The sequence below is a fragment of the Roseomonas genomospecies 6 genome, assembly GCF_008365375.1.
Lineage (GTDB): Bacteria > Pseudomonadota > Alphaproteobacteria > Azospirillales > Azospirillaceae > Azospirillum.
In genome coordinates, this window is record NZ_QOKW01000005.1 from 139,553 (window position 1) to 163,900 (window position 24,348).

Annotated in this window: 27 protein-coding genes; 16 read left to right on the forward strand and 11 right to left on the reverse strand. The window is 68.4% G+C overall.

The genetic code is table 11. The features are described from left to right. Positions 1-295: 295 nt before the first annotated feature. The 6 genes from DS843_RS08810 to DS843_RS08835 all read left to right on the forward strand — a co-directional run bounded on the left by DS843_RS08810 (position 296) and on the right by DS843_RS08835 (position 4,712). Positions 296-934 carry a hypothetical protein gene (locus DS843_RS08810; protein WP_149468515.1) on the forward strand — a complete coding sequence of 213 codons (639 nt, stop codon included), beginning with the start codon at positions 296-298 and terminating at the stop codon, positions 932-934. 118 nt (positions 935-1,052) lie between these two features. Then, entirely contained in the window at positions 1,053-1,238 is a 186-nt protein-coding gene (locus DS843_RS08815) for a helix-turn-helix domain-containing protein (protein WP_149468516.1), read from the forward strand. A gap of 2 nt (positions 1,239-1,240) precedes the next feature. Further along, positions 1,241-1,555 (forward strand): hypothetical protein, encoded by a 315-nt coding sequence (locus DS843_RS08820; protein WP_149468517.1) that lies wholly within the window; start codon positions 1,241-1,243, stop codon positions 1,553-1,555. Then, on the forward strand, positions 1,539-3,833 hold the full coding sequence (locus DS843_RS08825; protein WP_167525244.1) for an AAA family ATPase: 2,295 nt from the start codon (positions 1,539-1,541) through the stop codon (positions 3,831-3,833). The genes DS843_RS08820 and DS843_RS08825 overlap by 17 nt, the downstream gene beginning before the upstream one ends. After that, positions 3,833-4,456 carry a TubC N-terminal docking domain-related protein gene (locus DS843_RS08830; RefSeq protein WP_149468519.1) on the forward strand — a complete coding sequence of 208 codons (624 nt, stop codon included), beginning with the start codon at positions 3,833-3,835 and terminating at the stop codon, positions 4,454-4,456. The genes DS843_RS08825 and DS843_RS08830 overlap by 1 nt, the downstream gene beginning before the upstream one ends. Continuing rightward, positions 4,416-4,712 carry a hypothetical protein gene (locus tag DS843_RS08835; protein WP_149468520.1) on the forward strand — a complete coding sequence of 99 codons (297 nt, stop codon included), beginning with the start codon at positions 4,416-4,418 and terminating at the stop codon, positions 4,710-4,712. Before DS843_RS08830 ends, DS843_RS08835 begins: the two co-directional genes overlap by 41 nt. A 14-nt stretch (positions 4,713-4,726) precedes the next feature. Here DS843_RS08835 and DS843_RS08840 read toward each other — a convergent pair whose 3' ends face one another. Then, positions 4,727-4,984 carry a helix-turn-helix domain-containing protein gene (locus DS843_RS08840; protein WP_208852206.1) on the reverse strand — a complete coding sequence of 86 codons (258 nt, stop codon included), beginning with the start codon at positions 4,982-4,984 and terminating at the stop codon, positions 4,727-4,729. Further along, a complete protein-coding gene (locus tag DS843_RS08845) occupies positions 4,981-5,475 on the reverse strand; it encodes a hypothetical protein (protein WP_149468521.1) in 495 nt (164 codons plus the stop codon). The genes DS843_RS08840 and DS843_RS08845 overlap by 4 nt, the downstream gene beginning before the upstream one ends. A 664-nt stretch (positions 5,476-6,139) precedes the next feature. On the opposite strand from DS843_RS08845, the gene DS843_RS08850 reads away from it, so the two are divergent. Next, complete coding sequence (locus DS843_RS08850; RefSeq protein WP_149468522.1) at positions 6,140-6,478, forward strand: hypothetical protein; 339 nt, start codon at positions 6,140-6,142, stop codon at positions 6,476-6,478. Positions 6,479-7,601: 1,123 nt separating this feature from the next. Here DS843_RS08850 and DS843_RS08855 read toward each other — a convergent pair. Further along, positions 7,602-8,492, reverse strand: coding sequence for a LysR family transcriptional regulator (locus DS843_RS08855; RefSeq protein ID WP_149468671.1), 891 nt, complete (start codon positions 8,490-8,492; stop codon positions 7,602-7,604). 430 nt (positions 8,493-8,922) lie between these two features. Between DS843_RS08855 and DS843_RS08860 the strand changes: the two genes are divergently transcribed. Further along, entirely contained in the window at positions 8,923-9,168 is a 246-nt protein-coding gene (locus DS843_RS08860; RefSeq protein WP_149468523.1) for a hypothetical protein, read from the forward strand. Between the two features lie 22 nt (positions 9,169-9,190). Here the strand turns inward: DS843_RS08860 and DS843_RS08865 are convergent, their stop codons facing one another. Both DS843_RS08865 and DS843_RS08870 read right to left on the reverse strand, forming a co-directional pair. Next, positions 9,191-10,630 (reverse strand): DHA2 family efflux MFS transporter permease subunit, encoded by a 1,440-nt coding sequence (locus DS843_RS08865; protein WP_149468524.1) that lies wholly within the window; start codon positions 10,628-10,630, stop codon positions 9,191-9,193. Between the two features lie 139 nt (positions 10,631-10,769). Next, entirely contained in the window at positions 10,770-11,549 is a 780-nt protein-coding gene (locus tag DS843_RS08870) for an enoyl-CoA hydratase-related protein (RefSeq protein ID WP_149468525.1), read from the reverse strand. A gap of 190 nt (positions 11,550-11,739) precedes the next feature. On the opposite strand from DS843_RS08870, the gene DS843_RS08875 reads away from it, so the two are divergent. From DS843_RS08875 to DS843_RS08885, 3 genes are all read left to right on the forward strand, one after another. After that, entirely contained in the window at positions 11,740-13,401 is a 1,662-nt protein-coding gene (locus DS843_RS08875) for a peptide ABC transporter substrate-binding protein (RefSeq protein WP_149468526.1), read from the forward strand. 139 nt (positions 13,402-13,540) lie between these two features. Then, complete coding sequence (locus DS843_RS08880) at positions 13,541-14,506, forward strand: ABC transporter permease (protein ID WP_149468527.1); 966 nt, start codon at positions 13,541-13,543, stop codon at positions 14,504-14,506. After that, on the forward strand, positions 14,503-15,396 hold the full coding sequence (locus DS843_RS08885; RefSeq protein ID WP_149468528.1) for an ABC transporter permease: 894 nt from the start codon (positions 14,503-14,505) through the stop codon (positions 15,394-15,396). The genes DS843_RS08880 and DS843_RS08885 overlap by 4 nt, the downstream gene beginning before the upstream one ends. 120 nt (positions 15,397-15,516) lie before the next feature. Here DS843_RS08885 and DS843_RS08890 read toward each other — a convergent pair whose 3' ends face one another. From DS843_RS08890 to DS843_RS08910, 5 genes are all read right to left on the reverse strand, one after another. Further along, the gene (locus tag DS843_RS08890) at positions 15,517-15,987 is read right to left on the reverse strand and encodes a protease complex subunit PrcB family protein (RefSeq protein ID WP_149468529.1); all 471 of its coding nucleotides are present in this window, start codon (positions 15,985-15,987) and stop codon (positions 15,517-15,519) included. Between the two features lie 8 nt (positions 15,988-15,995). Continuing rightward, positions 15,996-16,613: a glutathione S-transferase family protein gene (locus DS843_RS08895; protein WP_149468530.1), complete on the reverse strand. Its 618-nt coding sequence runs from the start codon at positions 16,611-16,613 to the stop codon at positions 15,996-15,998. Positions 16,614-16,776: 163 nt separating this feature from the next. After that, positions 16,777-18,183: an oxygen-independent coproporphyrinogen III oxidase gene (hemN, locus tag DS843_RS08900; protein ID WP_208852207.1), complete on the reverse strand. Its 1,407-nt coding sequence runs from the start codon at positions 18,181-18,183 to the stop codon at positions 16,777-16,779. Positions 18,184-18,262: 79 nt separating this feature from the next. Then, on the reverse strand, positions 18,263-18,850 hold the full coding sequence (locus DS843_RS08905) for a hypothetical protein (protein ID WP_149468531.1): 588 nt from the start codon (positions 18,848-18,850) through the stop codon (positions 18,263-18,265). A gap of 112 nt (positions 18,851-18,962) precedes the next feature. Beyond that, the gene (locus DS843_RS08910; protein ID WP_149468532.1) at positions 18,963-19,388 is read right to left on the reverse strand and encodes a DUF4112 domain-containing protein; all 426 of its coding nucleotides are present in this window, start codon (positions 19,386-19,388) and stop codon (positions 18,963-18,965) included. 489 nt (positions 19,389-19,877) lie between these two features. Here DS843_RS08910 and DS843_RS08915 point away from each other — a divergent pair, with 489 nt between their 5' ends. The 3 genes from DS843_RS08915 to DS843_RS08925 all read left to right on the forward strand — a co-directional run bounded on the left by DS843_RS08915 (position 19,878) and on the right by DS843_RS08925 (position 22,323). After that, positions 19,878-20,096: a hypothetical protein gene (locus DS843_RS08915; protein ID WP_149468533.1), complete on the forward strand. Its 219-nt coding sequence runs from the start codon at positions 19,878-19,880 to the stop codon at positions 20,094-20,096. Positions 20,097-20,261: 165 nt separating this feature from the next. Then, positions 20,262-21,377, forward strand: coding sequence for a Tim44 domain-containing protein (locus tag DS843_RS08920; protein WP_149468534.1), 1,116 nt, complete (start codon positions 20,262-20,264; stop codon positions 21,375-21,377). Positions 21,378-21,513: 136 nt separating this feature from the next. Next, complete coding sequence (locus tag DS843_RS08925) at positions 21,514-22,323, forward strand: ImuA family protein (RefSeq protein WP_286192014.1); 810 nt, start codon at positions 21,514-21,516, stop codon at positions 22,321-22,323. Between the two features lie 36 nt (positions 22,324-22,359). On the opposite strand, the gene DS843_RS31115 is transcribed toward DS843_RS08925, so the two are convergent. After that, on the reverse strand, positions 22,360-22,530 hold the full coding sequence (locus tag DS843_RS31115) for a hypothetical protein (protein WP_167525245.1): 171 nt from the start codon (positions 22,528-22,530) through the stop codon (positions 22,360-22,362). 247 nt (positions 22,531-22,777) lie between these two features. Between DS843_RS31115 and DS843_RS08930 the strand changes: the two genes are divergently transcribed. Together DS843_RS08930 and DS843_RS08935 are read left to right on the forward strand one after the other, a co-directional pair. Further along, positions 22,778-23,467 carry a tRNA-uridine aminocarboxypropyltransferase gene (locus DS843_RS08930; protein WP_149468535.1) on the forward strand — a complete coding sequence of 230 codons (690 nt, stop codon included), beginning with the start codon at positions 22,778-22,780 and terminating at the stop codon, positions 23,465-23,467. A 298-nt stretch (positions 23,468-23,765) separates the two neighbouring features. Beyond that, positions 23,766-24,344: a tyrosine phosphatase family protein gene (locus DS843_RS08935; protein WP_149468536.1), complete on the forward strand. Its 579-nt coding sequence runs from the start codon at positions 23,766-23,768 to the stop codon at positions 24,342-24,344. Positions 24,345-24,348 lie beyond the last annotated feature (4 nt).

The window sequence follows — 24,348 nt, forward strand, 5'->3', positions numbered from 1 at the left end:
GCTGGCCTACGCCCAGGAGAGCAAGGTGGAGGCCACCTACTGGTGCAGCGACCTGCTGGTAAAGCGCCGCAAGCTGATGGAGGGATGGGCCGACTTCTGCGGCAACACGGGCCGCCAAGGTGGTTGCGCTGACCCTGCGCGCCAAGCACGGGTGACCGTTCGCCCGGCCTTGCCCCGGCAATGAACAAAGCAAGATCACTCTCGGCGGGGATAGGTTGGCCGACCGACAAGCCGGGCTCCGCACCCGGCTTCCCCTCCACCTCATCCATGCGGATGCGTCACGCGGAGACGCCCTATGGCCTACCTCGTTCCGTTGTTCGAAGCCGCTCAGAATGTGGCGCGCGCCATCTTCGGTCCTGCATACGGACAATCTTGGACGCCGCCTGACGCCGATGATCTTGTTGCTGTCAACGCGGCAAAAGCCAAGCAGCGCGAGCAGGAGATGATGTCCAGAGAAGCCTGTGATCGGCTGTACAATGGCTTTAAGAACGGCGCCCTCACCCTTTTGATAAAATCGCCGAATGGAGATATATTACAAGCCTCCAATTTTGTACTGCAATACGCCAATCCATACCGGCAGGTGAGCGCGGGAAGAATAATCAAAGAAGATTACGGCAGCGACGACAGGGTTAAAGCACTCAATGACCACTACCTGTTCGTTTCAAAGAACGAACTGGATGCATTCATTCGGGCATTCGGAGGCGACGTTAATGCATCTGTGTGTGCAACAGCATCGTCGAAAACTGGGAGCTACCCTAACGGGAAGGAGGGTGAGGCATACACTTGGTATGATCTTCATAGTGCGAACTACGTTGAGGGAATGCGGAATGAGAAACAGAGAATGTACGCCGATTGCTCAAAGGCGATTGGTATTCCCTTTGCAACAGCAAAAACTTACGGAGCAAAGTGGACCAAGTTACGAATAAAATGCTGAAAGGTAATTGGTAATTACCAGACAAAGTTACCTATTACCTTTAGCAATATGATTGCCGTAGCCGCACATTAATCGCAGTTCCCGAGTCCGCAAGGACTTCCACGAATTGCGAGGAAATATGTCTATTCCCGAGCCGGCCTTTGTTGACCGTATCACCGCCCGCCACATGCTGGGCAACATCGGCAACACGACCCTCCACAAGCTGATCAACGAAGGGAAGCTGAAGCGCGTCAAGTTGGGCGCGAAAACGTTGATTGGCGTGGAGAGCATCCGCACCTTTGCCGCCAGTCTCAAGGCTGAGTGACGATGAGCGCTCCCGCGCTTCCCGCCTTGCCGGCGCAGGTTGCGCCGATGCTGAGGAAGCTGGCGGCCTCTCTCTCGTCCGGTCACCCGGACAAGGTGATGGCCGCCGCCGACAATCTCGGTTGCGTGATCGACTTCATCAACCGCCACGACAGCAGCCGGGCTGCGCGCCATCTTGCCGTCCGCCTCGGCCAGCTTCAGCGCGCTGTGCTGGACGATCCGCCCGATGCCCAAGCCCACGCCTCTTGGCTGAACACGCTCATTAATGACGCCGAGTCGCTGGATTTCAGAGGTGTTTGCGATGCCCTCCGCGGCTGAGACTGCTGCCGGGTTGAGGCGGACGCGGCCCGAATGGCTGCCCAATGTCTTCCCCAACGGCAAGACGGAGGGCAGCATTTTTTACATCGGCAACGCGGACGGCGATGCTGGCCGTTCGCTTCCGATCCCGCTCGACCCCGGCAAGGGGGAAATCCTCGCGGACTTCGGAGGCGGGTTCCAGGGCGATGACCTTGACCTGTACGCCCGTGGCCGGCGGCTGGAGTTGTCGGAGGCCATGGCCGAGGCCGCTTGCTTCCTGGGGATCGAGGGCATGACGCCGCAACAGACCAACGGCTTCAAGCAGAAGCGCACCGACATGCGGGCCGGGCAGAAAGACGCCGGAACGGCGATCTGGGAGCCGGTCCTACCCGTTCCCGACGATGCCCCCCGCACCATTCCGTCGCACCGCCTGGGGAAGCCTTCCGCAGAATGGGCCTACCGCGATGCCAACGGCGACCTGCTGGGAATGAAGTGCCGCTTCGACCGTGACGGCGGTGGCAAGGACGTGCTGCCGCTGGTCTTCGCCCGCAACACCGTGACGGGGGAGGCGGCGTGGCGCTGGCAGGCGTTCCCCTCGCCCCGCCCGCTGTACGGGCTCGATCGGCTGGCCGCTCGGCCCGGTGCCCCGGTGCTGGTGGTGGAAGGGGAGAAGACCACCGACGCCGCCGCAATCCTGTTCCCCGGCCATGTGGCCGTCACCTCTCCCAGCGGAAGCAAGGCCGCCGACAAGGCGGACTGGTCCGCGCTGGCCGGGCGCCGGGTGGTCATCTGGCCCGACCATGACGAACCGGGCCGCTCTTACGCCGAGGCTGTCGCCCGGCTGGCGCTGGCCGCTGGGGCCACCAGCGTTGCCGTGGTGCAGGTGCCCGCCGGCTGGCTGGATGCCTGGGACCTTGCCGACGAACCGCCGCCCGGCGTCACGGTGGACGATTTGCGCGCCATGCTGGAGAACGCCGTGCCCTTCGACGCTGCCCCGCAATCGCGCCTGCGGTTGGTTCCGTTCGACCAGATCGGCACCAGCACCAATTCCAACGCCTTCGTGAAAGGGCTGCTGGGCAGCGCGGCTTTGTCGGTGGTCTACGGCGAGTCCGGGGCGGGCAAAACCTTCTGGGTCCTTGATCTTGCTCTGCATGTCGCGCTGGGGCGAGACTGGCGCGGTCGGCGTGTCCGTCAGGGCGGCGTGATCTATGTCGCCGCCGAGGGCGCAGCGGGCATCAGCAACCGGGTGGCTGCCTTCAAAAGCCATCAGGGCATCGCTGGCTCGGCACCCTTCGCCGTTCTGCCGGCATCGGTGAACCTGCTCGACCCCAAGGCCGACACCGATGAACTGATTTCGTTGGTGAACAGTGCGGCTACCCGCCTGGGAATGCCGGTTGCGCTTGTGGTGGTTGACACATTGTCCCGCGCGCTGGCCGGCGGCAACGAGAACTCCCCCGAGGATATGGGAGCCTTGGTGATGAACGCCGACCGCATCCGCGAGGCCACCGGGGCGCACGTCATGTTCGTGCACCACTCCGGCAAGGACGGTGCAAGAGGGGCGCGTGGTCATTCGTTGCTGCGCGCTGCCGTCGATACGGAAATCGAGGTGAGCCGCGATCCGGCCAGCAAGGTGTGCACGGCGAAGGTTACCAAGGCGAAGGAACTGCCTGCGGACGGTGAGTTCGCCTTCACGCTGGAAATAGTCCCTCTCGGCGTGGATGAGGATGGCGACCCGCTGACATCGTGCGTAGCGATACCGGCGGAGGGGGAGGCCCGTCCGGTGCAAAGCCGGAAACTTCCTGATCATGCGCGCTCTGCCATGGAAGTGTTGACCGACACCCTGGCAAGGGAAGGGATGACCGCTCCCGGCTCCATGTCCGACCACATTCCTGCTGGAACCCGTGTCGTTACGGTCGCCGCTCTTCGGGAGTCGTTTTACAACCGCACCGTGGATGACGAGAAGCCCGACACCAAAAAGAAGAGGTTCGCCCGCGCCATCAAATCCTTGCAGGGCAACCGGATGGTCGGGGTTTGGAAGGACTACATATGGTTGACTACGTCTCAACAATTTAGCAATGCGCCGGGACGGGGGACATCTGGGGGACATGTCCCGCTGTTGTCCCGTGTCCCGACCGGGACGGGACAGGGACACACCCCTATAGGGGTGTCCCGTGTCCCGCCCCCTGTCCCGGCAACTGGAGCAGAATACGGGAACGACGAAACCGGCACGGTTGAACTGGAGAAGCCCCACCCTCTGCCGAAAGCTCCGGAACGCGACGACGACGCGGAGGTGTTCTGATGGTGGCCCCCACCATCCTCGCCACCATCGCCGCTGCCGGTCTGACGGTGACCGCGGACGGGGACCGGCTGACGGTCCGACCGAAGGACCGCATCACACCGGAGGTGCGCGACCTGATCCGCGCCCGCAAGGCCGAACTGCTGGCGCTGCTGGCCGAGCCCCCTGCCACCGCCGACGCCGACGACGATTGGGACGAGCGCGCCGCCATAGCCGAACACGACGCCGGCCTGCCCCGCAGCACCGCCGAGACGGTGGCCGACGCCTGCCACCCGTTGCAGCACGGTGCGGAGCCTGCCAACTGGCGGGAGTGGTTCGATGCCGAGGTTGCGGCCCGCATCCCGGCCATGGGCATGGCCGCCGCCGAACGCCGCGCCTGGGGCATCGCCATGGACCTGTGGCACCGCCGGCATGGCGTGAAGCCCACCCCGCACCGTTGCGCCGGATGTGGCGGGCGCCTGGACGGGACCAGGGTGTTCATGCTGCCGGACGGAGCCCCGGTCCATGACGGTGACCGCTTCCTGCGCTGCCTGGGCGTCTATGGCCGGCGCTGGCGCTCCCAAGCTGCTGCCGCGCTGACCGCCCTTGGGATCGCGGAACCGGAGGGGATCACCGCTGACCGCTGACGCCGGCTTCGGCCCCTTCCTCCGCAACCTGGACCCCGCCGAGCGCGCTGCCCGATCCCGTACGCTGGCCGCGCTGGTGCGGGTGTTCGCCGGCTCCGCCGCTGGCCCGCTGGTGGCTGCGCTCCACTGTCTGGAACGCGATGCCCAGGCCGCAGATGAGGCGCTGGCCCTGTTCGACGCCCTGCCGGCCCGCCCGCGGCGCCACGCACTCGGCGCCTACGCCGCGCCTCACGCAGACCGCCACGCCGCCCGCTGACCCGGCACGAGGCATCAGGAGCGGGTGCCGGGCTTGACCCCTTGCACGATGCCGGTCCGGGGCTCCAGCACCAGACGCGCGTCCAGCGCCTCCACCCAGCAGGCCAGCAGGAAGGCGCCCGGCGCTCTCATCCTGGCTTCGTACTTGCCGACCAGGGCATCCGTGACGCCGATGCGGTGCCCAAGCTCGTCTTGCGTAAGGCCCAACTGCCGGCGCCGCGCGATCAACTGCGGCAGCAGATCGCCCGTCCACAGATCATGGTGCCCCGTCACGGCGACACCCGCTCTTCGAGACGGTGGCCGTGGCTCCCCGCGCCGTCTTGCGGCCCATCATGCAGCACAAAGGGACCCCGCCCGTCGCCAAGGTCGATGTTGACGATCAGCACGCCATCGGAAGACGGCTGCTCCTTCGGCGGGATGTAGCCGGCCCGGTTCGCTAAGTCCTTGCTGGCCTCCAAGCGCACGTACTCCGACTTCGCCATGTCACCCAGGAATTCGATGTTGGCGAGCGCCTTGACGCCCCTGCGCTTCATCGCGTCGCGCACACGCCGGTCCAGTTCCTCTTGAACGTGCGGCTTCCGCAGTGCCAGCGAAAGGGCTTCCCGGCGCATTTCAGCGCTTTGGGCTGCGTCGGTGATGGTGCGTGCGCCGTGTACCAAGGCGTCGAGTGCAGCGCTCAGTTTGGGCGATATTTTGCGGTGCCGAGGCCGTTCCTGTTCCATGTTTGCTGGACCGGAACCGGGCTTGGCGGGCAGCATGCTCATGCGTTCCTCCGTCAGCTTCGACGCCCCGCACCAGATCGGGAGCGGGGGTATTATACCAGGAAACATCCGATATCGGATGGTTTCTATTGGGTGTGCTTCGGGAAAGTTGGAGGGCACCGAACCTTTCGCGGGAATTTTACGTGAGCGATCCCTCCCCCCGCGGCAGAGCCGCGGTTTTTGACCCCCACCCCCTTCAAGTCGAAGGGTAGGGGGGGGTCTTCTGTCGGCCCGGCACACAGTGCGGACAGGGCCGGCGCGCCTGTCATGTCGTCCCGCCCCCTGACCACAGATCCGAGACGACGCGATGGTGCATTCGCATGCCGGCATCCAACCTGCGGAAGCATGCCTCTGGCAGCCCGTTGGGAGTCCATGGAGTCGCCCCAGGCGTTGGCCGCTGGGGCAGTAGCTCCCCGCCCCTCAGGCTGCACTTAGCGGACTCCCAGACTCCAGCCTGACGGAGAGCAGGGCCTATTCGTTGATGGACATGCTGGCGGAGGACACCATGGGGAGCGGCGACCCCGATTGCCCTGCGGGCGAGGCCGCACCTCTGATCGTCACTTCGACCATCGCCCGCATGACCACACCTCCACTCCACCTTTGCGATTGAACAGCCCCACGGGCAAGGCACGCTTGGCGCTTCCCCATGAACATGATGGAGGCACCCATGCTTCGGATCGTCGCGTTCTCCGGCCTTCTGGCCCTTGCCGCTCCAACCGCCGCAACGGCGAACTGCTACCTCTCCCCGCTGGGTGACCCTGGCTCGCTGACCGGGCAGAGCTACCGGTGCAGCGACGGGTCCAGCGGCACCTACCGCACGGACGGCACGAGGGGCGACAGCATCAGGCACCGGGACTCGGACGGCGGGACCACGACCTACCGCCCGAGCCCGCTCAGCCGGCCCGACGATCTGATGGGGCAGACGTTCCGGCAATCCGGCCCATCCACGAACTTCGGCTTCGACAGCAGCCCGCCGCCTTCATCGTTCCGTCTGCGGCAGTGGTGATCCTGGCACAGTGCGCAGGCGTTCCCAGCCGGGCAGAGGAAGCGGCCACACCTCCCGAACAGCGACCAGCACGGTGAAGCCGCTCCCGCCGGTCAGTGGTGACTCGCAGCGATCATTTCAGAGGGAACCCGCCGCCGGCAACGCCGCGTCAATGCCAAGCGCCTGGGCGGCACCCTGCCTGAAATGATCGTGCTCGACCGCCGCTCCCCTCGGATTGGCAATCGCCCGGCTTGCCCCGGCATCGAGGCCGGGGCTCACACCCCCGGCAGTCCAGGCGTCCGCGCGCTCCAGCTACCGGGCTGCCGTCACGCACTCGCCGGGGGCTGCGCCGGTCGGCCAATCCGGGCGAGCTACGTTCCGCCCTGCCACGTGTGATGCTCGGCGTGGGGTGGAGGGAGTCGTTCCAGCCCTGCCACGAAGTGCGGCAACTGGGGAGATGTGCCGGTGGACGTGCCGGCCTCGCTGGCGCTGACCGTGAGGGAAAAATCCACGGAGGAGCCGACTATCCCATGCGGCGGTTCTGCCTTCCTCCCGACCGTCACCGAACGCTCCGGCCATCAGCCGTGCGTGCATTAGGAACAGCAAAGTCCCCGGTACGGGTCGCTAACTTGCTGATGTTTGAATGAGCCGCCTGGAGCCGTTCCAGCCTCACCGGTTTGGGACCCCTGTGGGACCCCACAGCATATCCGGACAAAAAACTGCCGGCTAACCCATTGATTAGCCGGCGAGTTGAACAGGGAGGCTTCACGTCTGGGAGACGCTGGGTCCGAGGACCCAACCCCGGAAGCGGGCTTCCGGGACGAAACGCCGGATGTTGCGGCGCAACATCCAACGCCCAAGATTTGACCATTCTGCCCAAAGGATTCCATCCCCAAATATCCAATTCGGCCATGCGAGAACCGCATAGCTTGTAAAGGGTTGAATAAGCGCGAAAATTTGGCGTACGGGCATGTATGGAGCCAAAGGGTAGGTGGTCCCTGGCCGAACACGGCAACCGGATTGCAAAGATGCGGAGCGGTTTCGGGCACGATCCGTACAAAAAGAAAGGCGCCCGACGCTGATCGCCGGACGCCTCTGCATCAAAAACAGGCAAGAACTCCGCCTGCACAAAGGTTGGGCTGGCTCAGAACGCCGACTCCGCCACCTTCTTCACCAGGAAGTCGCGGAACACGGCGATGCGCTTGGAATGGCGCAATTCTTCCGCATAGACGAAGTAGGCGTCCACCTTCGGGCCGTCCACGTCCGGCAGCACGCGGGCCAATTCCTTGCTGCCGTCCACCAGGAAGTCCGGAAGGGCGGCGATGCCCAGGCCGCTCTCCACCGCGCGGTACATGGCGTAGATGCTGTTGACCTGCAGGATCGGCTTGCGCGCGCCCGGGGCCGGGTCGCCCACCTCGTTGATCCAGTTGACGTTGGCGATGGGGGCGCGGACGTCCGGCGGGTAGGCCACGATGTCATGCCCGTCCAGGTCGGCGGCGATCTTCGGGGTGCCGCGCTTCTTCAGATACTCCTGGTGGGCGTAGAGGTGGAAGTGCACCGACATGAGGTGGCGCTGGATCAGGTCCGGCTGGCGCGGCGTGTTCATGCGGATGGCGATGTCCGCCTCGCGCATCGCCAGATCCAGCTCGTTGTCGTCGATCAGCAGGGTGAGCTGGATGTCCGGGTAGATCGACAGGAATTCGTTGACGCGCGGGGTCAGCCATGTCGAGCCGAAGGCCACCGTGGTGGTCACGCGCAGCGGACCCTTCGGATGCTCCCGGCTTTCGGTCAGCATCGCCTCGGTCATCGACAGCTTGGCGAAGACGTCGCGGGCGGTGCGGTGAAGCAGTTCGCCCTGCTCGGTCAGGATCAGGCCGCGCGCGTGCCGGTGAAACAGCGGCACGCCCAGGCTTTCCTCCAGCGCGCTGATCTGGCGGCTGACCGCCGACTGGCTGAGATTCAGCGTTTCGCCGGCGTGCGTGAAACTTCCAGCCTCGGCCACGGCGTGGAAGACCCGAAGCTTGTCCCAGTCCATCATGCCTGTCTTGCTGCCCGCGCCCTGGCGGGGAGCCTCCCGTTCATTCTTGAGGACGGCGCATGGCCGCCATGCTCATTTATACCGGGAACGCGCGGCGAACGCACCCCCAACCAATGGCGGACGGCACGAAAAAGAGCCAAGCTTGGTAAGAATTTTCCGATGTGCTGCGAAGAGCCCACAATTATTTATCCCGCATTGTGGGATTTCCTCCTTTTCCGCAACCGAGGGACGACCGATTCTCGCCGGAATTGCTCGGACGATCGTCGAAGGGCGGAGAGGGAGCGCCAGACTCGGGACCCAAGACCCGGGCATCCCCCTTGTTGCGGCGGGGATTCCACCCTTGCGCCGTTGCGCCGGCCGGGCGCAGGGCCGCTAATCCGGGGTGACGCAGACTTGTGAAGGCAAATTTGGGAAGGAGGATGTCCCGATGCCCGATCAGCATCAGCCGGCGCTCACCCGCGATCAGGTGATCGATATCTGCGGGCACCTGGACGACATGCGCATCGCCAGCATCATCGGCACGGGCGCCAGCCCCGCCGAATTGATGGAGGCCGCCAGTTGGACCGGCGCCGACGATTACATGGGGGAGGCGACGCGGCATCCCCCCTCGGGCCGGGTGGCCCGGCTCGTGGAACTCATCAAGGCCGACGAGCCGGATTGGGACGAGCCGTAACCGCCGCCCCCAGCCGGCGGCTTCAGTCCGCGGCCTCCAGGGCGCGCGGCGGCTCCTTGGCCCGCGCGCGGGCGCGGTGGCCGCTGATTTCCGAACCGGCGTCGGGCGGCAGCGGCAGGAAGAACAGGGCCGACGCGCAGGCCATCGCCCCGACCGTCAGGAAGGCCGGCGCGAAGTCGGTGGGCGTCAGCGGAGCACCATGGCCGGCGTTGAGGCTCTGCGTCAGGTGCAGGACCGTCGCCCCGATCGCCACGCCCAGGCTGAGCGAGACCTGCTGCATCACGCTGGCCAGCGTGTTCGCGCGGCTCAGCCGCTCCTTGGGCACCTCGGCGTAGGCCAGGCTGTTCAGGCCGGTGAACTGGAGCGAGCGGAAGAAGCCGCCCATCAGAAGCGCGCCCAGGATGACCCAGTGCGCCGTCTCGGGCCGGAAGGCGGCGTAGCTCGCCAGGATCAGGCCGCTCAGCACCGCGTTGGCGGTCAGCACGCGGCGGAAGCCCAGCCGGCGCAGGATGGGTCCGGCCAACGCCTTCATGGTCAGCGCCCCGGCGGCCCCGGCGAAGGTCAGCGCCCCGGATTCGAAAGGCGTGCGCCCGAACCCGACCTGGAGCATCAGCGGCATCAGGAAGGGCACGGCGCCGATGCCGATGCGGAACAGCGTGCCGCCCATGATGGAGGCGAAGTAGGTCGGCAGGCGCAGCAGCGACGGGTCGAGCACCGGCCGCTCCACCCCGCGGGCGTGGCGCAGATAGAGCCACGCGGCGGCGAAGCCCAGCCCCAGCACCCCGGCCACCGCGGCGGGCGGCATCACCCCGCGGCCCACATTCTCCAGCCCGAACATCAGCGCGGCCAGGGCCAGGGCGCTCAACGCGAAGCCGCGGCCGTCGAAGGGGTCGCGCCCGGTCTCGCGCACGTTGGGGATCAGCCTGAGCACCAGCGCGATCCCGATCAGCCCGATCGGCACGTTGATGTAGAAGATCCAGCGCCAGGAGGCGTAGGTGGCGATGAAGCCGCCGACCAGCGGGCCCAGCGCCGGGCCGATCAGCGCCGGCAGGGTCATCTGCGCCATGGCGGCGACCAGCTTTTCCTTCGGCACGGTCTTCAGCAGGATCAGCCGCCCGACCGGCACCATCATCGACCCGCCCAGCCCCTGAAGGATGCGCGCCGCCACCAGCTCATACAGCCCGTCCGCCTGGCCGCAGAGGACGGAGCCCACCGTGAACACCGCGATGGCCGCCGCGAAGACCGTCCGCGCGCCGTAGCGGTCGGCCATCCAGCCGCTGACCGGCAGGAACACCGCCAGCGCCAGCATGTAGGAAGTCATGGCGAGGCTGAGGCGCAGCGGGTCCTCGCCCATCGACCGCGCGATCTCCGGCAGCGCCGTGGCGATCACCGTCGCGTCCAGATTCTCCATGAACAGGGCGCAGGCGATGATGAAGGGAATGAAGCGGGTGGCGCGGGGCATGGTGGACGCGGCGGAAGGAACGATGGGGAGGTCATCCCAATCTGGACTTCCGCCGTCCGGAAACCACCGCTACGGGGTGAACCCTGGCATGCGCGGGCGCTCACCGCCCCCACTCACCGCCCCCACTCACCGCCCCCACTCACCGCCCCTTGAACACCGGCTTGCGCTTCTCCAGGAACGCCCGGTAGCCCTCGCGGAAGTCTTCCGTGCCGAAGCAGTGGTAGCATTCGGCGATCTCCGCCTCGGACAATGGCGCCGGATCGGACAGGCGGCGGACGAACTGCTTGTGCAGCCGGGCGGCCAGCGGGGCGCCACCGGCGATGCGCTCGCAGGTCGCGGCGATCTCGCCCTCGAACGCCTCTTCGGCCACAACGCGGTGGACCAGCCGCTTGTCCTTGGCCTCCTCCGCGCCGAAGACGCGGCCTTCCAGCAGGATTTCCAGAGCCGCCGGCCCGCCCGCGATGTCATGAAGCAACTTCAACTCAGGCAGCGCCATGGAGATGCCGAGCCGGCTGACCGGCACGCCGAAGCGGCTGCCCGCGGTGCAGACCCGCAGGTCGCAGGCCAGCGCCACCGCCAGCCCGATCCCGCAGCAGGCCCCCTGGATCGCCGCCAGCGTCGGATGCGGCGATTCGCGCAGCAGGGTCAGCCCCTCGTCCATCAGCACGCCATAGTCGGCGCCCTGCTCGGGGCTGTTGCGCTCCGTCTCGAATTCGGAGATGTCGGCGCCGGGGCTGAAGGCCCGCCCGCCGGCCCCGCGCAGCACCACCGCGCGCACCGTCTCGTCGGCACCGAGCTGGCGCAGCAGCGGGATCAGCGCGTGCCACATCGGCTTGTCGAAGGCGTTCAGCTTGTCGGGGTTGCTGAGCGTCAGCGTGGCGACGACGCCGTCGCGCGTCAGGGTCACGGTGCCGGCCATGGCGTGTCGGGCTCCCCATCCATTCGGTTGCGTATGGGGCAGACCACAAACACCCGCGGCCCCGTTCCGTCAAGGGCTTCCCTTGGGGCTTCCCTTGGGGCTTCGCGAAAGCCGCATCGGCGCTGGACCGCGGGGCCGCGGGTCCCCATAGTTCGTAGCCGGGACTTCACCGGACGGAGACGACGCCGCGATGCGAACGGGAATAGCCGCCCTTACCCTGGCCGCCGCCCTGATGGGCGCCCCCGCTTTCGCGGCGAAGGACGAGCTGGTGATCGGCATGACCCAGTTCCCGTCGAACTGGCACCCCTCCATGGAAGCGATGATGGCCAAGAGCTACGTCCTGTCCATGGCGCGCCGGCCCTTCACCGCCTACGACGCCGACTGGCGGCTGACCTGCCTGCTCTGCACCGAATTGCCGGCGCTGGACAAGGGCACGGCGGAGTACGAGACGCGGGCCGACGGCAAGAAGGGCATCAAGGTCACCTACACCATCAACCCCAAGGCGGCCTGGGGCGACGGAACGCCGGTGACGACCGAGGACGTGCTGTTCACCTGGACGGTCGGCAAGCATCCGCAGAGCGGCTACAGCAACTTCGACCTGTTCGCGCGCGACATCGTGGCGATCGACGCGAAGGACGAGCGCACCTTCACCATCCACCGCGACAAGGCGGTGTGCAGCTACGCCGAGATCAACGACTTCGAGATCCTGCCCGCCCATCTGGAGCGCGCGGTGTTCGAGGCGGACCCGGCGACCTACCGCAACCGCTCGAAATACGAGACCGACACGACGAACCCCGGCCTGTGGTTCGGCCCCTACCGCATCGCCCAGGTCGAGCCGGGAAGCCATGTGGTGCTGGAGCCGAACCCGACCTGGTGGGGGGCGAAGCCGGCCTTCAAGCGGGTGGTCGTGAAGGCCATCGAGAACACCGCCGCGCTGGAGGCCAACCTTCTGGCCGGTCAGGTGGACATGGTGCCGGGGGAGACCGGTTTGCCGCTCGATCAGGTGCTCGCCTTCGAGAAGCGGCACGGCAGCCGCTACAACGTCTTCTACAAGCCCGGCCTGTTCTTCGAGCATGTCGAGCTGAACCTCGACAACCCGGCGCTGGCCGACGTGCGCGTGCGCCGGGCGCTGCTGCACGCCATCGACCGCGAGGCGATCTCCAAACAGCTCTATGGCGGGCGCCAGCCGGTCGCCCACAACGAGATCAGCCCGCTCGACCGCGTGCACGTACCGGGCTACCCGACCTATGCCTTCGACCCGGCTCTGGCGGGCAAGCTGCTGGACGAGGCGGGCTGGAGCGAGCGGCGCGCCGGGGTGCGCCACAACGCCAAGGGGGAGCGGCTGTCGCTGGAGATCATGACGACCGCCGGCAACCGCTCCCGCGAGGTGTTGCAGCAGGTGCTCCAGGCCCAGTGGCGGCAGGCCGGGGTGGAGGTGCGCATCGTCAACGAACCCGCCCGCGTCCTGTTCGGCGACACGCTGGAGAAGCGCCGCTTCAAGTCGATGGCTTTGTTCGCCTGGATCAGCGCGCCGGAGAACATCCCGCGCACCATTCTGCATTCCAGCATGATCCCGACGGAGGCCAACAACTGGGCGGGCCAGAACTACACCGGCTACCGGAACCCGGAGATGGACAAGGTTCTGGAAGACCTGGAGCATGTCTGCGAGCCGGAGGCCAACCGCGCGCTGTGGGCGAAGATGCAGACGCTCTACGCTCAGGACCTGCCGAACCTGCCGCTGTTCTTCCGCGCCGACCCGTTCATCCTGCCGCCCTGGCTGGAGGGGGTGGTGCCGACCGGGCATCTGGATTCCAGCACCCTGTGGATCGAGACGTGGAAGGCGAAGGAGTGAGGGTGTCGGGTCGGGCCCCCACCCAACCCTCCCCCACTTCGCGGGGGAGGGCTTCCGATTCCCTCCCCCGCCGAAGGTGGGGGAGGGTTAGGGAGGGGGCCCCGCGCAACCACCCCTCCAACACCCCCATCACCTGCCCATGACCCGCTTCCTCGCCTCCCGGCTGCTCCAGGCGCTGGTCGTCCTGCTGCTGATGAGCTTCGTCATCACCGTCCTGATGACGCTGATGCCGGGCGACCCGGTGGACATGATGCTGGCCGGCAACCCGCGCGCCACGCCCGCCGACGCGGCGCGGCTGAAGGCGCTCTACGGCCTCGACAAGCCGTTGCTGGAGCGCTACTGGCATTGGCTCCAGGCGGCGCTGGCGGGGGATTTCGGCTTCTCGCGGCTCTACGCACAGCCGGTGCTGACGATCCTCATTCCGCGGCTGGGCAACACGCTGCTTCTGCTGGGGGCGGCCATGGCGCTGACCCTGGCGGTGGCTTTGCCGCTCGGCGTCTACGCAGCGCGGCGGCCCTATGGCTGGGCGGACAACGCCATCAACCTGTTCTGCTTCGCCGGCATCTCCGTCCCGGCCTTCTGGCTGGCGCTGCTGCTGATCCTGCTCTTCGCGGTGGAGCTGCAATGGCTGCCCGCCTCCGGCCTCGGTCCGGTGGGCGGGGAAGGCTGGTGGGAGCGGCTGCCCTACCTCGTGCTGCCGGTGGCCTCGTTGACGTTGGCGAGCATCGGCGGCTACACGCGCTACGTCCGCGCCGCGATGATGGGGGAGCTTCGGCAGGACTACGTCCGCACCGCCCGCGCCAAGGGGCTGGGGGAAGGGCGGGTGGTCTGGCGCCACGCGCTGCGCAACGCGACCATCCCCATCGTGACCATCGTGGCGCTGGAGTTCGGCGCCCTCTTCTCCGGCGCGCTGGTGACGGAGACGATGTTCGCCTGGCCGGGCATGGGCAAGCTGATCTACGACAGCATCATGGGCAACGACCTGAACGTGGCGCTGGTGGCGCTGCTGTTCGCGACGCTGACGACGCTGGCCGGCAACCTGCTGGCCGACGCCGCCTACGCCGGGCTGGACCCGCGCATCTCCTTCAAGGGGGACGGGGCTTGAGGGCGGGGCGCTTCCTGCGCCGCTTCGCCCGCCACCGACTGGCGGTGGTCAGCGCCCTGCTGCTGCTGGTCCTGGCGGTCGCGGCGGCGGCGGCGCCCTGGGTGGAGTCCTGGCTGGGGGTGGAGGCCACGGGCATCAGCCTGCTCGACCGCTTCGGCCCGCCTTCGGCCCTGCACCCGCTGGGCACGGACGAGCTGGGGCGCGACGTGCTGGTGCGGCTGCTCTACGGCGGGCGGGTGTCGCTGTTCGTGGGGGTGGCGGCGGCGCTGGCCTCCGCCGTGATCGGCACGGGGATCGGGCTGCTGGCCGGCTATTTCGGCGGGCGGCTGGACGATCTGCTGATGCGGGTCACCGATGGGCTGATCGCGCTGCCGCTGCTGCCGCTGCTGATCGTGCTGGGCGCCATCGACCTGACGCGGCTTGGCGTTCCGCCGGAGGTGGCGGGGGCGGAGGACACCAGCCTGCTGCGCATCGTCGTGCTGGTGGCGCTGTTCGGCTGGACGACGGTGGCGCGGCTGGTGCGCGGGGCCACCCTGTCGGCGCGGCGGCGCGACTATGTGCGGGCGGCGGTGGCGATGGGGGCGGACAGCCGCCGCATCATGCTGGCCCACATCCTGCCGAACGTCGCCGCCCCCGCCGTGGTGGCGACGACGCTGACGGTCGGCAACGTGATCCTGCTGGAGTCGGTGCTGAGCTTCCTGGGCCTGGGCATTCAGCCGCCGCTGCCCTCCTGGGGCAACATGCTGACCAACGCGCAGGAACTGGTGGGCACGGCGCCCCTGCTGGCGGTGTGGCCGGGGCTGTTGATCTTCCTGACGGTGATCGCCGTCAACCTGCTGGGCGACGGGCTTCAGGACGCGCTGGACCCGCGGGTGGTGGGGAAGAGGTAGAGCGTTGGTGTTTGGGCAGGTATTGCCCCCTCCCTAACCCTCCCTTGCCGAAGGCGGGGGAGGGAAGGGGCCCGCGGCGAAGCCGTGGGAAGGGTGGGGGGCCAGCGCAACCACTCCCCCTCACCTCTCCCTTTGAAACTTCGCCGCCCCATTCGCCAGCGGAATCAACCGCACCGCGTAAGGGCTGGTCTGCATCTGGGTGACCGCCATGGCCGGGCCGGGGACGCGTTCGCGGTAGCCGATCACGATATTCCCGCCGGACGCCCGCGCGCTGTCGATGGACACGCCGTAGCCGCCGGTGTCGCGGGGGCCGAGGAAGACCGCCACGGCCATGCGGTCGCCGGGTAGGGGAACCGGCGCCTCCTCGCCGACGCGCGCCCAGAGGTCGGTCCAGTCCTGCGGGTTGCGGGCGACCACATAGGCGCGCTCGTAGGCCTGGCTGCGGTCGCCCTGCCAATAGGTGCCGGGATCGGCGTCCGTGGGCAGAAGGGACGCGCGGTCCGCCCCGTCCGGGACCGTCTGGCAGGCGCCCAGCAGGGGCAGGGCGGCGGCCAGGGCGACAATGGCGACAAGGGCGGTCGGCAAACGCATGGGGCGGCTCACTCCGGCACCGCCATGCCGCGCTTGACCGCCGGTCGCTCCGCGACGGTGTCGTGCCAGCGCTTCACGTTGGGATAGCGCTCCAGCACGTTGCCGTCCGCCTTGGCCACCACGGCGGCGAAGGGGAAGCAGGCGATGTCGGCGATCGAGTAGGAGCCGGCGAGATACGCGTTCCCGGCAAGCCGTTCCTCCAGCGCGGCGTAGATGCGCTGAAGCTCGCCTTTGAAAAGGTCGATGGCGTAGGGGATCTTCTCCGGCGCCATCACCGAGAAGCGGAACTTGTTGACGCCGGTGGGGCCGAGGTCGCTGACGCCCAGCATCAGCCAGCTCATCGCCTCCGCCCGGTCGTCCACCCCTTCGGGCAGCAGGCGGCCCGTGCGCTCCGCGTAGTGCAGCAGGATGGCGCCCGACCCGAACAGCCGGCGCTTCTTGCCGCCGGGCAGATCCTCCACGACGGCCGGGATCTTGCCGATGGGGCTGATCGCCAGATAGTCGGGGTGGCGGTTGTCGCCCGCCACGATGTCGACCTTGTGGACCCTGTAGGTGAGGCCCAGCTCCTCCAGCAGGATCGAAGCCTTTTGCCCGTTCGGCGAGGCGAAGGTGTAGAGCGTGATCATCGGTGCCCGTCCCTGGAGCCTGTCCCTTTGCCGCGTCCGCAAAGGCGTTCAATGGGCGCCAGTTTCGCCGATTTGCGCGCGGAAGGCCAGAGGCAGGGAAAACGCGCCCCCCGCGCCCAGAATCACACCGGGCAAATCACGCCGCCCGGATCACACGCCCGGCTCACACGGCCCGGCTGTGCCGCCCGGCCCCGGTGGACAGGTAGGTGTCGAAGCGCGCGGCGACGATGCGCATCAGCGGGCGGGCGGGTTCCGGCACGTCGATGCGGCGCCCATTCACCACGGCCACCCCGTCGGCGACCAGATCGGCCATGGCCTCCAGGTCGGCGTCGAAGGTCCCGGCGTCCAGCCCGTGGGCCTGGGCCACCGCGCCGACATCCACCGACAGGTCGCACATCAGCCGCACGATCAGGTCGCGGCGCAGCCGGTCGTCGGCGGTCAGCGCCAGCCCCTTGCCCGTCGGGAAGCGCCCGGCCTCGACGGCCTGGGCGTACTGGTCGAAGGGGACGGCGTTCTGCACATAGCCCTGCGGCAGCGCCCCGATGGAGGAGGCGCCGAAGCCCAGCAGCACTTCCGCGTCGTCGGTCGTGTAGCCCTGGAAGTTGCGGCTGAGCCGCCCCTCGGCCTGCTGCACCGACAGCTCGTCGTCCGGCTTAGCGAAATGGTCCAGCCCGATGGGGCGGAAACCGGCGTCGGTCAGCACGTCGGCGATGGCCGCGAACTGCTCCCACCGGCCCAGCGTGCCGGCGAGCGCCGATTCGTCGATCTTCTTCTGATGCGTCTTCATCCACGGCACATGGGCGTAGCCGAAGACCGACAGCCGGTCCGGCGCCATGGTCAGGGCGATCTCGGCGGACCGCGCGACGCTCTCCACCGACTGCTTGGGCAGGCCGTACATCAGGTCCAGGTTGATGTGGCCGATGCCGTTGGCACGCAGCCACTCCAGCGTCTGCTCGGTCTGCTCGCGCGGCTGGATGCGGTTGATGGCGGCCTGGACGTCGGCGTCGAAGTCCTGCACGCCCAGCGAGGCGCGGTTGACCCCGGCGCGGCCCAGCGCCTCCGCCATCTCGCGGGTCAGGGTGCGCGGGTCGATCTCCACCGCGATCTCCGCGTCCGGCGCCACGTCGTAGCGGGCGCGCAGAAGGTCGATCAGCGATTCGAAGTCGTCCGGCGCCATCATGGTCGGGGTGCCGCCGCCGAAATGGATGTGCCGCACCCGCAGCCGTCCGGGGATGCGGTCGGCCACCATGCCCACCTCGCGCCGCAGGTGCCCCAGATACTCCGCGATGGGGGCGTAGCGGGCGACGATCTTGGTGTGGCAGCCGCAGTACCAGCACATCTTCGCGCAGAAGGGCACATGCAGGTACAGCGACCCCGTGTGGGCCGCCGTGTCCAGCTCCGCCAGCCAGGCCGCGTAGCGCTCCGCCCCCACGGCGGGGGTGAAGTGCGGCGCCGTCGGATAGCTGGTGTAGCGGGGCACCCGCAGCCCGTCATACTTGGCGAGCAGGGCGGCGTTCAGCGGGGCGGTCGGGGCGGCGGTGGCGCAGGCCACGGGGGAGATCGCGTTCATGGCGGGGAGGATCGTGCAGACGGCATCCCGCCGCTTTGACACAAGTCAAGCGTCGGGGCGCCCGGCGGGGGGTTACCCTTCATAGCAGTCCTGCGGCCATCTCCATCGCGGCGCTGGCGAGCCGCCCGCCGGACCAGGACATCCGCCCGCGGACCCCGTCGATCCGGGAGAACATGGAGTCGTAGCGCCGCAGGATGGCCTTGCGCTCCTCCTCCGTCCTGCTGTCCTCCAACTCGATCTGGAAGCGGGCGGCGACGCGGCAGTGCGCCAGGAAGGCGTGCCCCCCGGCGACCTCGCGGTAACGGTTGGCGAAGTCCGGGTTCCCGGCGAACAGACGCTCGACCGCCGCCTTGCCCGGATGGCCGCCGGCCGCGGTGACGCGCCCCTCCGCATCCATGTCGAGCGTGATGTCGGCCAGCGCGATGTCGGCCAGTTCCTTGGTGAAGGCGGCGGTTTTCCGCGCCAGCACCCCGGCAAAAGCGTCCACCCGGAAAGTTTTGCCGCCCGCCCCGGCGCGGGGACGGAACGTCCCGGCCTCCCGCGCGGGTGCGGCGGCGGCGGCGGCAAAAGCGTCGGCAAGCCCTTGATCCGCCGGAAGCGTTGCGGAAGCGAAACGGTGCGCCGGGGCGGCGCTCCGCAGCCCTCGCGCGATGGACATGACGGTCATGCGTTCCTCCAGTCACCGCCCGTTCGAGGGGCGAATGACCGGACGCATGCAAGGGTTTTGCCGATGGCGGAGAAGCGGCTGTCGAAGGAGTGGCTGTCGAAGGAGTGGCTGTCTAGGCGATCCCGCCCAGACGGTTCTCCAGATGCTCGTGCAGCAGGTCGAGGTTGCGGCGGTTCGCCTTGAAGCCGATGTCGAAGATCGTCCCCAGCACGGGGACCGACCCGCCGGCCCAGTCCACGGCGAGGTTGGCGACCATGCGCGCGATCAGGCTTTTCGGAAGGTCGAAGCGGGCCGCCTCCAGGATGATGTAGGCCGACACCACGGCGGTCGCCGTGTCCCCGATGACCGGGACGACGCTGGCGATGCCGTCCAGCCCGATGGGAATGCGCGTGCCGGGAATGCGCCAGCGCGTGTCCATCAGCCGCGTCAGCCGGCGCAGCCGTTCCAGCCGGTTCAGGTCGATGTCGATGACCGGTGGCGCCGTGGTGCCGCCTGAAAGGGTGGAGGCGGGCGCGGGACGCGTGCGGATGTCGCTCATGGCTTCACCGGAGCTGGAGTGCCGCCCTGGAGCGCCGCCGGGAGTGGAGCCGTGGGCGGAGCCGGACGGGCGTGTCGGGTGAGCAACCCGCGGCTGCGCCCTGCGGTTCCCGGCCTATCTCCATCGGGTGTTCGGTGCCACGGACGCGCTCACATGTCCGGCGGGGTCGTCGTCATACGCATTGTCGGGAGGACGCGGGGTCATCATCCGAACGGATAATGCGGCATCGGGGCAGATGCGGCAAATGGACGCGCGGAATGGGGATGATCAGCCACTAAATATTTGTGACCGCAAAGTTTTCCCCGCCGCTCCAGGCTTTCGCAGCGAGGGCGGCAGCCATATGCCGAACGCCCCTCTGGTCTGCGGAGTGTCGGGGGACAACAATGGTGCGTGCAAGCCAGAGATGAAGACCGAAAAGAACCGAACAGGCGGCCGTTCCACGAGCGATGGGCGGTGCCGGAAGTCGGAAAAGACCTTGGGAGGATAACCATGAACACTCTTTATTGTGCCTGCTGCGGGCAGCCGTTCCACCGCAGCTCGCCGCGCGGACCGGCGCCGCTCTACTGCTCGCGCGACTGCCGCCGGCAGATGGAGGTCCGCCGCCGCGTCTGGACGTCGCTGGATCTGGCGGAGCGGGCCACCGCCGCGCCGCCGGCCCCCATCGTCACGGGCCGGGACGGCGCCGTCTGGCAGCGCGCCTCGGCCTGACGGGTCGACCTGAGGGGGCGGCCTGAAGGGGCGCCACACGCATTCTGTGCATTTTTTGACCGGTTCGGCCGCCGCCCCTCTAAAACGGCAGGGCAGCCATACCATATAGGAGGATGCTACGACGATGAGCATCCCCCTGAACCGAGGGCTTTACCGAACACGGCCATGATCCAGAACACGCGATCCCCCCGCACCGCCACCCGCAATTCGGGCCGCCGCCCGGCCCGCGCCTTCGGCGCCGTCGCTCTGGCGCTGGCCGTGGCGCTGACCGCCGGCACCGCCGACGCCCGCGCGGGCAAGAGCAGTTCCGCGGGCAGCCGCGGCGCGCGCACGTTTGAAGCGCCGGCTGCGACCAACACCGCGCCGCGCACCGCCGCTCCGATGGAGCGGACGGCCACCCCGACCCCGGCCCCCGGCGCGCAACAGCCGGGCATGCAGCAGCCCGGCATGACGAACCCGGCGGCGGCGCAGCGCGGCGGCTTCTTCTCGCGCGGCGGCTTCATGCCGGCCCTGATGGGCGGCCTGATCGGCGCCGGCATCGCCGGCATGCTGTTCGGCGGCGGCTTCCTCGACGGGCTGGGCAGCTTCGCCGGCATCCTGGGCTTCATCCTCCAGATCCTGCTGGTCGTCTTCCTGGTGCGGCTGGCCATCCGCTTCTTCCGCAACCGCTCGGCGGGCGCGGCCCGGCCCGCGGGCATGGGCGCTCCCAACACCGCCTATGCCGGCCCGAATCCGGGCGCCATGAATCCCGGCGCCATGAACCGGGACGCGGCGGATGTGCGCCATAACCCGCTGGGTGGTGGCCCGCTTGGTGGTGGCCGCGGCGGTGCTGCCGCGGGTCCGGCGGGCAGCCGTCCGGGCGTGCGCCGCGACGACGTGGGCATCACCCCCGCCGACTACCAGGCGTTCGAGCAGACCCTGGTCACGGTCCAGACCTCCTACGGCAACGAGGATCTGGCGACGCTGCGTGGCGCCGTGACGCCGGAGATGGCCTCCTACTTCACCGAGGAACTGACGGCCAACCACAACCGCGGCGTGGTCAACCGTCTGTCCGACGTCCGCCTGCTCCAGGGCGACCTGGCCGAGGCGTGGCGCGAGGGCAACGTGGAATACGCCACCGTGGCGATGCGCTTCTCGCTGACCGACGTGACGGTGGACCGCGCCAGCAACCGCGTGGTCGAGGGCGACCCGAACCGTCCGGTCGAAGCCACGGAAATCTGGACCTTCACCCGTCCGCGCGGCGGACGCTGGGTCCTGTCGGCGATCCAACAGACCGGCTGATCCGTTCTCCACTCCTCAACCGGTCTTGCGAGGGGGCGTCCGAAAGGGCGCCCCCTTTCGCTTTCCGGACTCCCCTGGACGGGCCGGGCATGATAGAACGTATCAGGAACAAAAACCTGATCAGCGGACCCGAGTCATGCCCGACCTGTCGCCCGATCATCCCATGCCCGAAGCGTCCCTGCCGGTTGCCCCGCCCGTTGCCCCGCCGGACCGGTCGGCTCTGCTGGCCGACCTGCGCGCCCGCATCCGGGGTCTGGAAGGTCTGGGCGGGGAGGGCGCGCGCGTTCTGCCCTTCGGCCTGCCCGGCCTCGACTCGGCCTTCCCGGCGGGCGGCCTGCCGCTCGGCTGCCTGCACGAGGTGGCGGGGGAGGAGCCGGGCGCCGGCACGGCCTTCGCCGCGCATCTTCTGGCCCGCATCGCCAGCGAATCGGCGCCCGCGCTGTGGATCGTCCGGGGACGCGACCTGCACGCCGCCGGGCTGGCCGCCTATGGGCTGACGCCGGACCGGCTGATCGCCGTGCGCGCGACGCGCGACGCCGACGCGCTGTGGGCGATGGAGGAGGCCTTGCGCTGCAAGCGGCTGTCCGCCGTGCTGGGGGAGGTGGGAGGGCTGGACCTGACGGCGAGCCGCCGGCTTCAACTGGCCGCCGAGTCGTCGGGTGTGACCGGAGTCCTGTTGCAGAGCGCCGCCCGCCGGTCCGCGGCGAGCGCGGCGGTCACCCGCTGGCGGATCGCGCCGGCCCCCAGCCAACCGGAGGAGCCGGGCGTGGGCGACCCGCGCTGGCGCGCCGAACTGGAACGCTGCCGGGGCGGGCGTCCGGGGGTGTGGCTGCTGGAATGGCGCGACGGCGCCCTCGTCGCCGCGACGGACCGGGCCGTTTCCACCCCCGTCCGGCGTCCGGTCGCGGTGGAGCGAAGCGGACAGCCCTGGGCCGAGGTGGCGTGACGGGTTGCGTGATGGAACCGCCCGTCGCTTTTCCCGTCAGTAGTTGGTGGCCCAGTCGGGTTCCGTGCGCGGGGTCTCGCCGTCCGGTTCGGCGTCGAGGGGAAAGGGCGCGTCGTCCGCATAGAGCGGCAGTTGCCGGGCGAATTCCGCCGATTGCTCGGCCCGGCGTTGCTCCAGCAAGCGGGCGGCCAGATGAGCGGGCAGCATGGCAAGCCTCCTTCTGAGCGGCGGGAGAGCCTGGGGAGCGGTCCTGTCGGCCGCCCTCGGCCCAACCCGTCCTGTGTGCCTGAACGCTATCATGCAAGGTCCAGGCCTCTAAGTGATGCAGATCACCCGTTATGCAAACTTTAATGCCGCCTGTTTCTTTTTCCAGGCCGGTTCCTTTTTCCAAGCGGGCGGCCCATAGTCCCCGCCGTCCCGTCTTCCGCGGATGTTCCCTTCTCCGAGACCGATCATGCACGCCGAACCCTGCCCCACCTGCCTGAAACCTGTGCACTTGTGCGTTTGCGAGGCGGTGGAGCCGATCGACAACGCCGTCTTCCTGCTCATCCTCCAGCACCCGCAGGAAAAGCGCGAGACGCTGGGCACCGCGCAGATCGCCCATCTCCAGTTCAGGAACTCCGCCTTGAAGGTGGGGCTGAGCTGGTCGAACCTGAAGCGCATCCTGGGGCGCGAGGTCGATTACAAGCGCTGGGGCGTGCTCTATCTCGGCCCGGTCAAGCAGGGCGCCGGTCCCCAGCCGGAGGTCGCCGTGGTGGACAAGGGCGGCAATCCCCAGAAGGACAGCGATCTGGTGCTGGCCGATCTGGAGGGCGTCATCGTCCTGGACGGCACCTGGAGCCAGGCCAAGACGCTGTGGTGGCGCAACCCGTGGCTTCTGAAGTGCCGCCGCATCGTGCTGAACCCGAATTTCCGCTCCCTCTACGGGCAGGCCCGCAAGGAGCCGCGGCGCGACAGCGTGTCGACGCTGGAGGCCGCCGCCTTCCTGCTGTCGCGGCTGGAGGCCGAGCCGGCGATCCTCGACCGCGCGCTGAAGCCCTTCTCGCTGCTGCTGAAGAAGCTGCGGGCGCCGCGCCCACGCCCCGTGCTGCCGCCCCGCGCCCCGGCGGAGGGACCGGCACCGGAATCGGACGGGACGGAATAATCCGCGCCTCTTCCGGGATCGCTCTTTCCGGGTAAGCCCCTCTCGACGGGGGCGGCTGCGGCACCAATGCGCTCTTGCGCTGTTGGGGATTGCGTCGGCCGTTCCGGCCTCAACCAAGGGAGCGATCCATGAAGGGCGTGCTGCTGTGGCTTATCGGGCTTCCCATTCCGATCATTCTTCTGCTGTATCTGTTCAACGTTCTCTGATCGGGTCCTCCGATCGGCTTGACGGCACGGACCGGCGGCGCCACATGCGAACCGCGCCGCCCTCCGCGCGGTAAAGGCAAGAGACGAGGACCATGGCCCGCGATTTCGTTCCCTTCGGACTGACCGTTTGCGGCATCGAGGAGCTGAACGGCTTCTGCGAGTCCGGTGTGACCCACGTCCTGTCGATCCTCGACCCCGGCCACCCGGAGCCGACCGCCTTCGGCGCCTACGGCGAGCACAAGCGGCTGGAACTGCGCTTCCACGACATCATCGACCCCTACATGGGCCAGAGCCTGCCGCAGCGCGCGGACGTGGAGCGCATCCTCGCCTTCGGGCGCGACCTGATGACCGAGCCGACCGGGGTGGGCGGCCTTCTGGTCCATTGCCACGCGGGCATTTCGCGTTCGACCGCTGCCCTGACCATGATCCTGGCCCAGGCCAGCCCCGACCGCCCCGCCGCCGAGGCGATGGCCGCCGTGGTCGGCATCCGCCACAAGGCGTGGCCCAACCTGCGCATGATCGAGTTCGCCGACGAAATCCTGGACCGCCGGGGCGAACTGGTCGCCGCCGTCCGCGCCCGTCACGCCAGCTATGGCCGGGAGCGGCCCGATCTGGTCCAGTTCATGATCGACAACGGGCGTGTGCGCGAGGTCGCGGACCTGATCGACTGAGCGG

Excerpts from the sequence above, each read along its gene's own strand:
- hemN (WP_208852207.1), bottom strand. The coding sequence starts at position 18,183 with ATGAACGCGATCTCCCCCGTGGCCTGCGCCACCGCCGCCCCGACCGCC.
- DS843_RS08915 (WP_149468533.1), top strand. The coding sequence starts at position 19,878 with ATGAACACTCTTTATTGTGCCTGCTGCGGGCAGCCGTTCCACCGCAGC.
- DS843_RS08910 (WP_149468532.1), bottom strand. The coding sequence starts at position 19,388 with ATGAGCGACATCCGCACGCGTCCCGCGCCCGCCTCCACCCTTTCAGGC.
- DS843_RS08880 (WP_149468527.1), top strand. The coding sequence starts at position 13,541 with ATGACCCGCTTCCTCGCCTCCCGGCTGCTCCAGGCGCTGGTCGTCCTG.
- DS843_RS08815 (WP_149468516.1), top strand. The coding sequence starts at position 1,053 with ATGTCTATTCCCGAGCCGGCCTTTGTTGACCGTATCACCGCCCGCCAC.
- DS843_RS08925 (WP_286192014.1), top strand. The coding sequence starts at position 21,514 with ATGCCCGACCTGTCGCCCGATCATCCCATGCCCGAAGCGTCCCTGCCG.
- DS843_RS08830 (WP_149468519.1), top strand. The coding sequence starts at position 3,833 with ATGGTGGCCCCCACCATCCTCGCCACCATCGCCGCTGCCGGTCTGACG.
- DS843_RS08820 (WP_149468517.1), top strand. The coding sequence starts at position 1,241 with ATGAGCGCTCCCGCGCTTCCCGCCTTGCCGGCGCAGGTTGCGCCGATG.
- DS843_RS08810 (WP_149468515.1), top strand. The coding sequence starts at position 296 with ATGGCCTACCTCGTTCCGTTGTTCGAAGCCGCTCAGAATGTGGCGCGC.
- DS843_RS08845 (WP_149468521.1), bottom strand. The coding sequence starts at position 5,475 with ATGAGCATGCTGCCCGCCAAGCCCGGTTCCGGTCCAGCAAACATGGAA.
- DS843_RS08920 (WP_149468534.1), top strand. The coding sequence starts at position 20,262 with ATGATCCAGAACACGCGATCCCCCCGCACCGCCACCCGCAATTCGGGC.
- DS843_RS08865 (WP_149468524.1), bottom strand. The coding sequence starts at position 10,630 with ATGCCCCGCGCCACCCGCTTCATTCCCTTCATCATCGCCTGCGCCCTG.
- DS843_RS08890 (WP_149468529.1), bottom strand. The coding sequence starts at position 15,987 with ATGCGTTTGCCGACCGCCCTTGTCGCCATTGTCGCCCTGGCCGCCGCC.
- DS843_RS08875 (WP_149468526.1), top strand. The coding sequence starts at position 11,740 with ATGCGAACGGGAATAGCCGCCCTTACCCTGGCCGCCGCCCTGATGGGC.
- DS843_RS08930 (WP_149468535.1), top strand. The coding sequence starts at position 22,778 with ATGCACGCCGAACCCTGCCCCACCTGCCTGAAACCTGTGCACTTGTGC.
- DS843_RS08825 (WP_167525244.1), top strand. The coding sequence starts at position 1,539 with ATGCCCTCCGCGGCTGAGACTGCTGCCGGGTTGAGGCGGACGCGGCCC.
- DS843_RS08855 (WP_149468671.1), bottom strand. The coding sequence starts at position 8,492 with ATGGACTGGGACAAGCTTCGGGTCTTCCACGCCGTGGCCGAGGCTGGA.
- DS843_RS08860 (WP_149468523.1), top strand. The coding sequence starts at position 8,923 with ATGCCCGATCAGCATCAGCCGGCGCTCACCCGCGATCAGGTGATCGAT.
- DS843_RS08870 (WP_149468525.1), bottom strand. The coding sequence starts at position 11,549 with ATGGCCGGCACCGTGACCCTGACGCGCGACGGCGTCGTCGCCACGCTG.
- DS843_RS31115 (WP_167525245.1), bottom strand. The coding sequence starts at position 22,530 with ATGCTGCCCGCTCATCTGGCCGCCCGCTTGCTGGAGCAACGCCGGGCC.
- DS843_RS08895 (WP_149468530.1), bottom strand. The coding sequence starts at position 16,613 with ATGATCACGCTCTACACCTTCGCCTCGCCGAACGGGCAAAAGGCTTCG.
- DS843_RS08905 (WP_149468531.1), bottom strand. The coding sequence starts at position 18,850 with ATGACCGTCATGTCCATCGCGCGAGGGCTGCGGAGCGCCGCCCCGGCG.
- DS843_RS08935 (WP_149468536.1), top strand. The coding sequence starts at position 23,766 with ATGGCCCGCGATTTCGTTCCCTTCGGACTGACCGTTTGCGGCATCGAG.
- DS843_RS08850 (WP_149468522.1), top strand. The coding sequence starts at position 6,140 with ATGCTTCGGATCGTCGCGTTCTCCGGCCTTCTGGCCCTTGCCGCTCCA.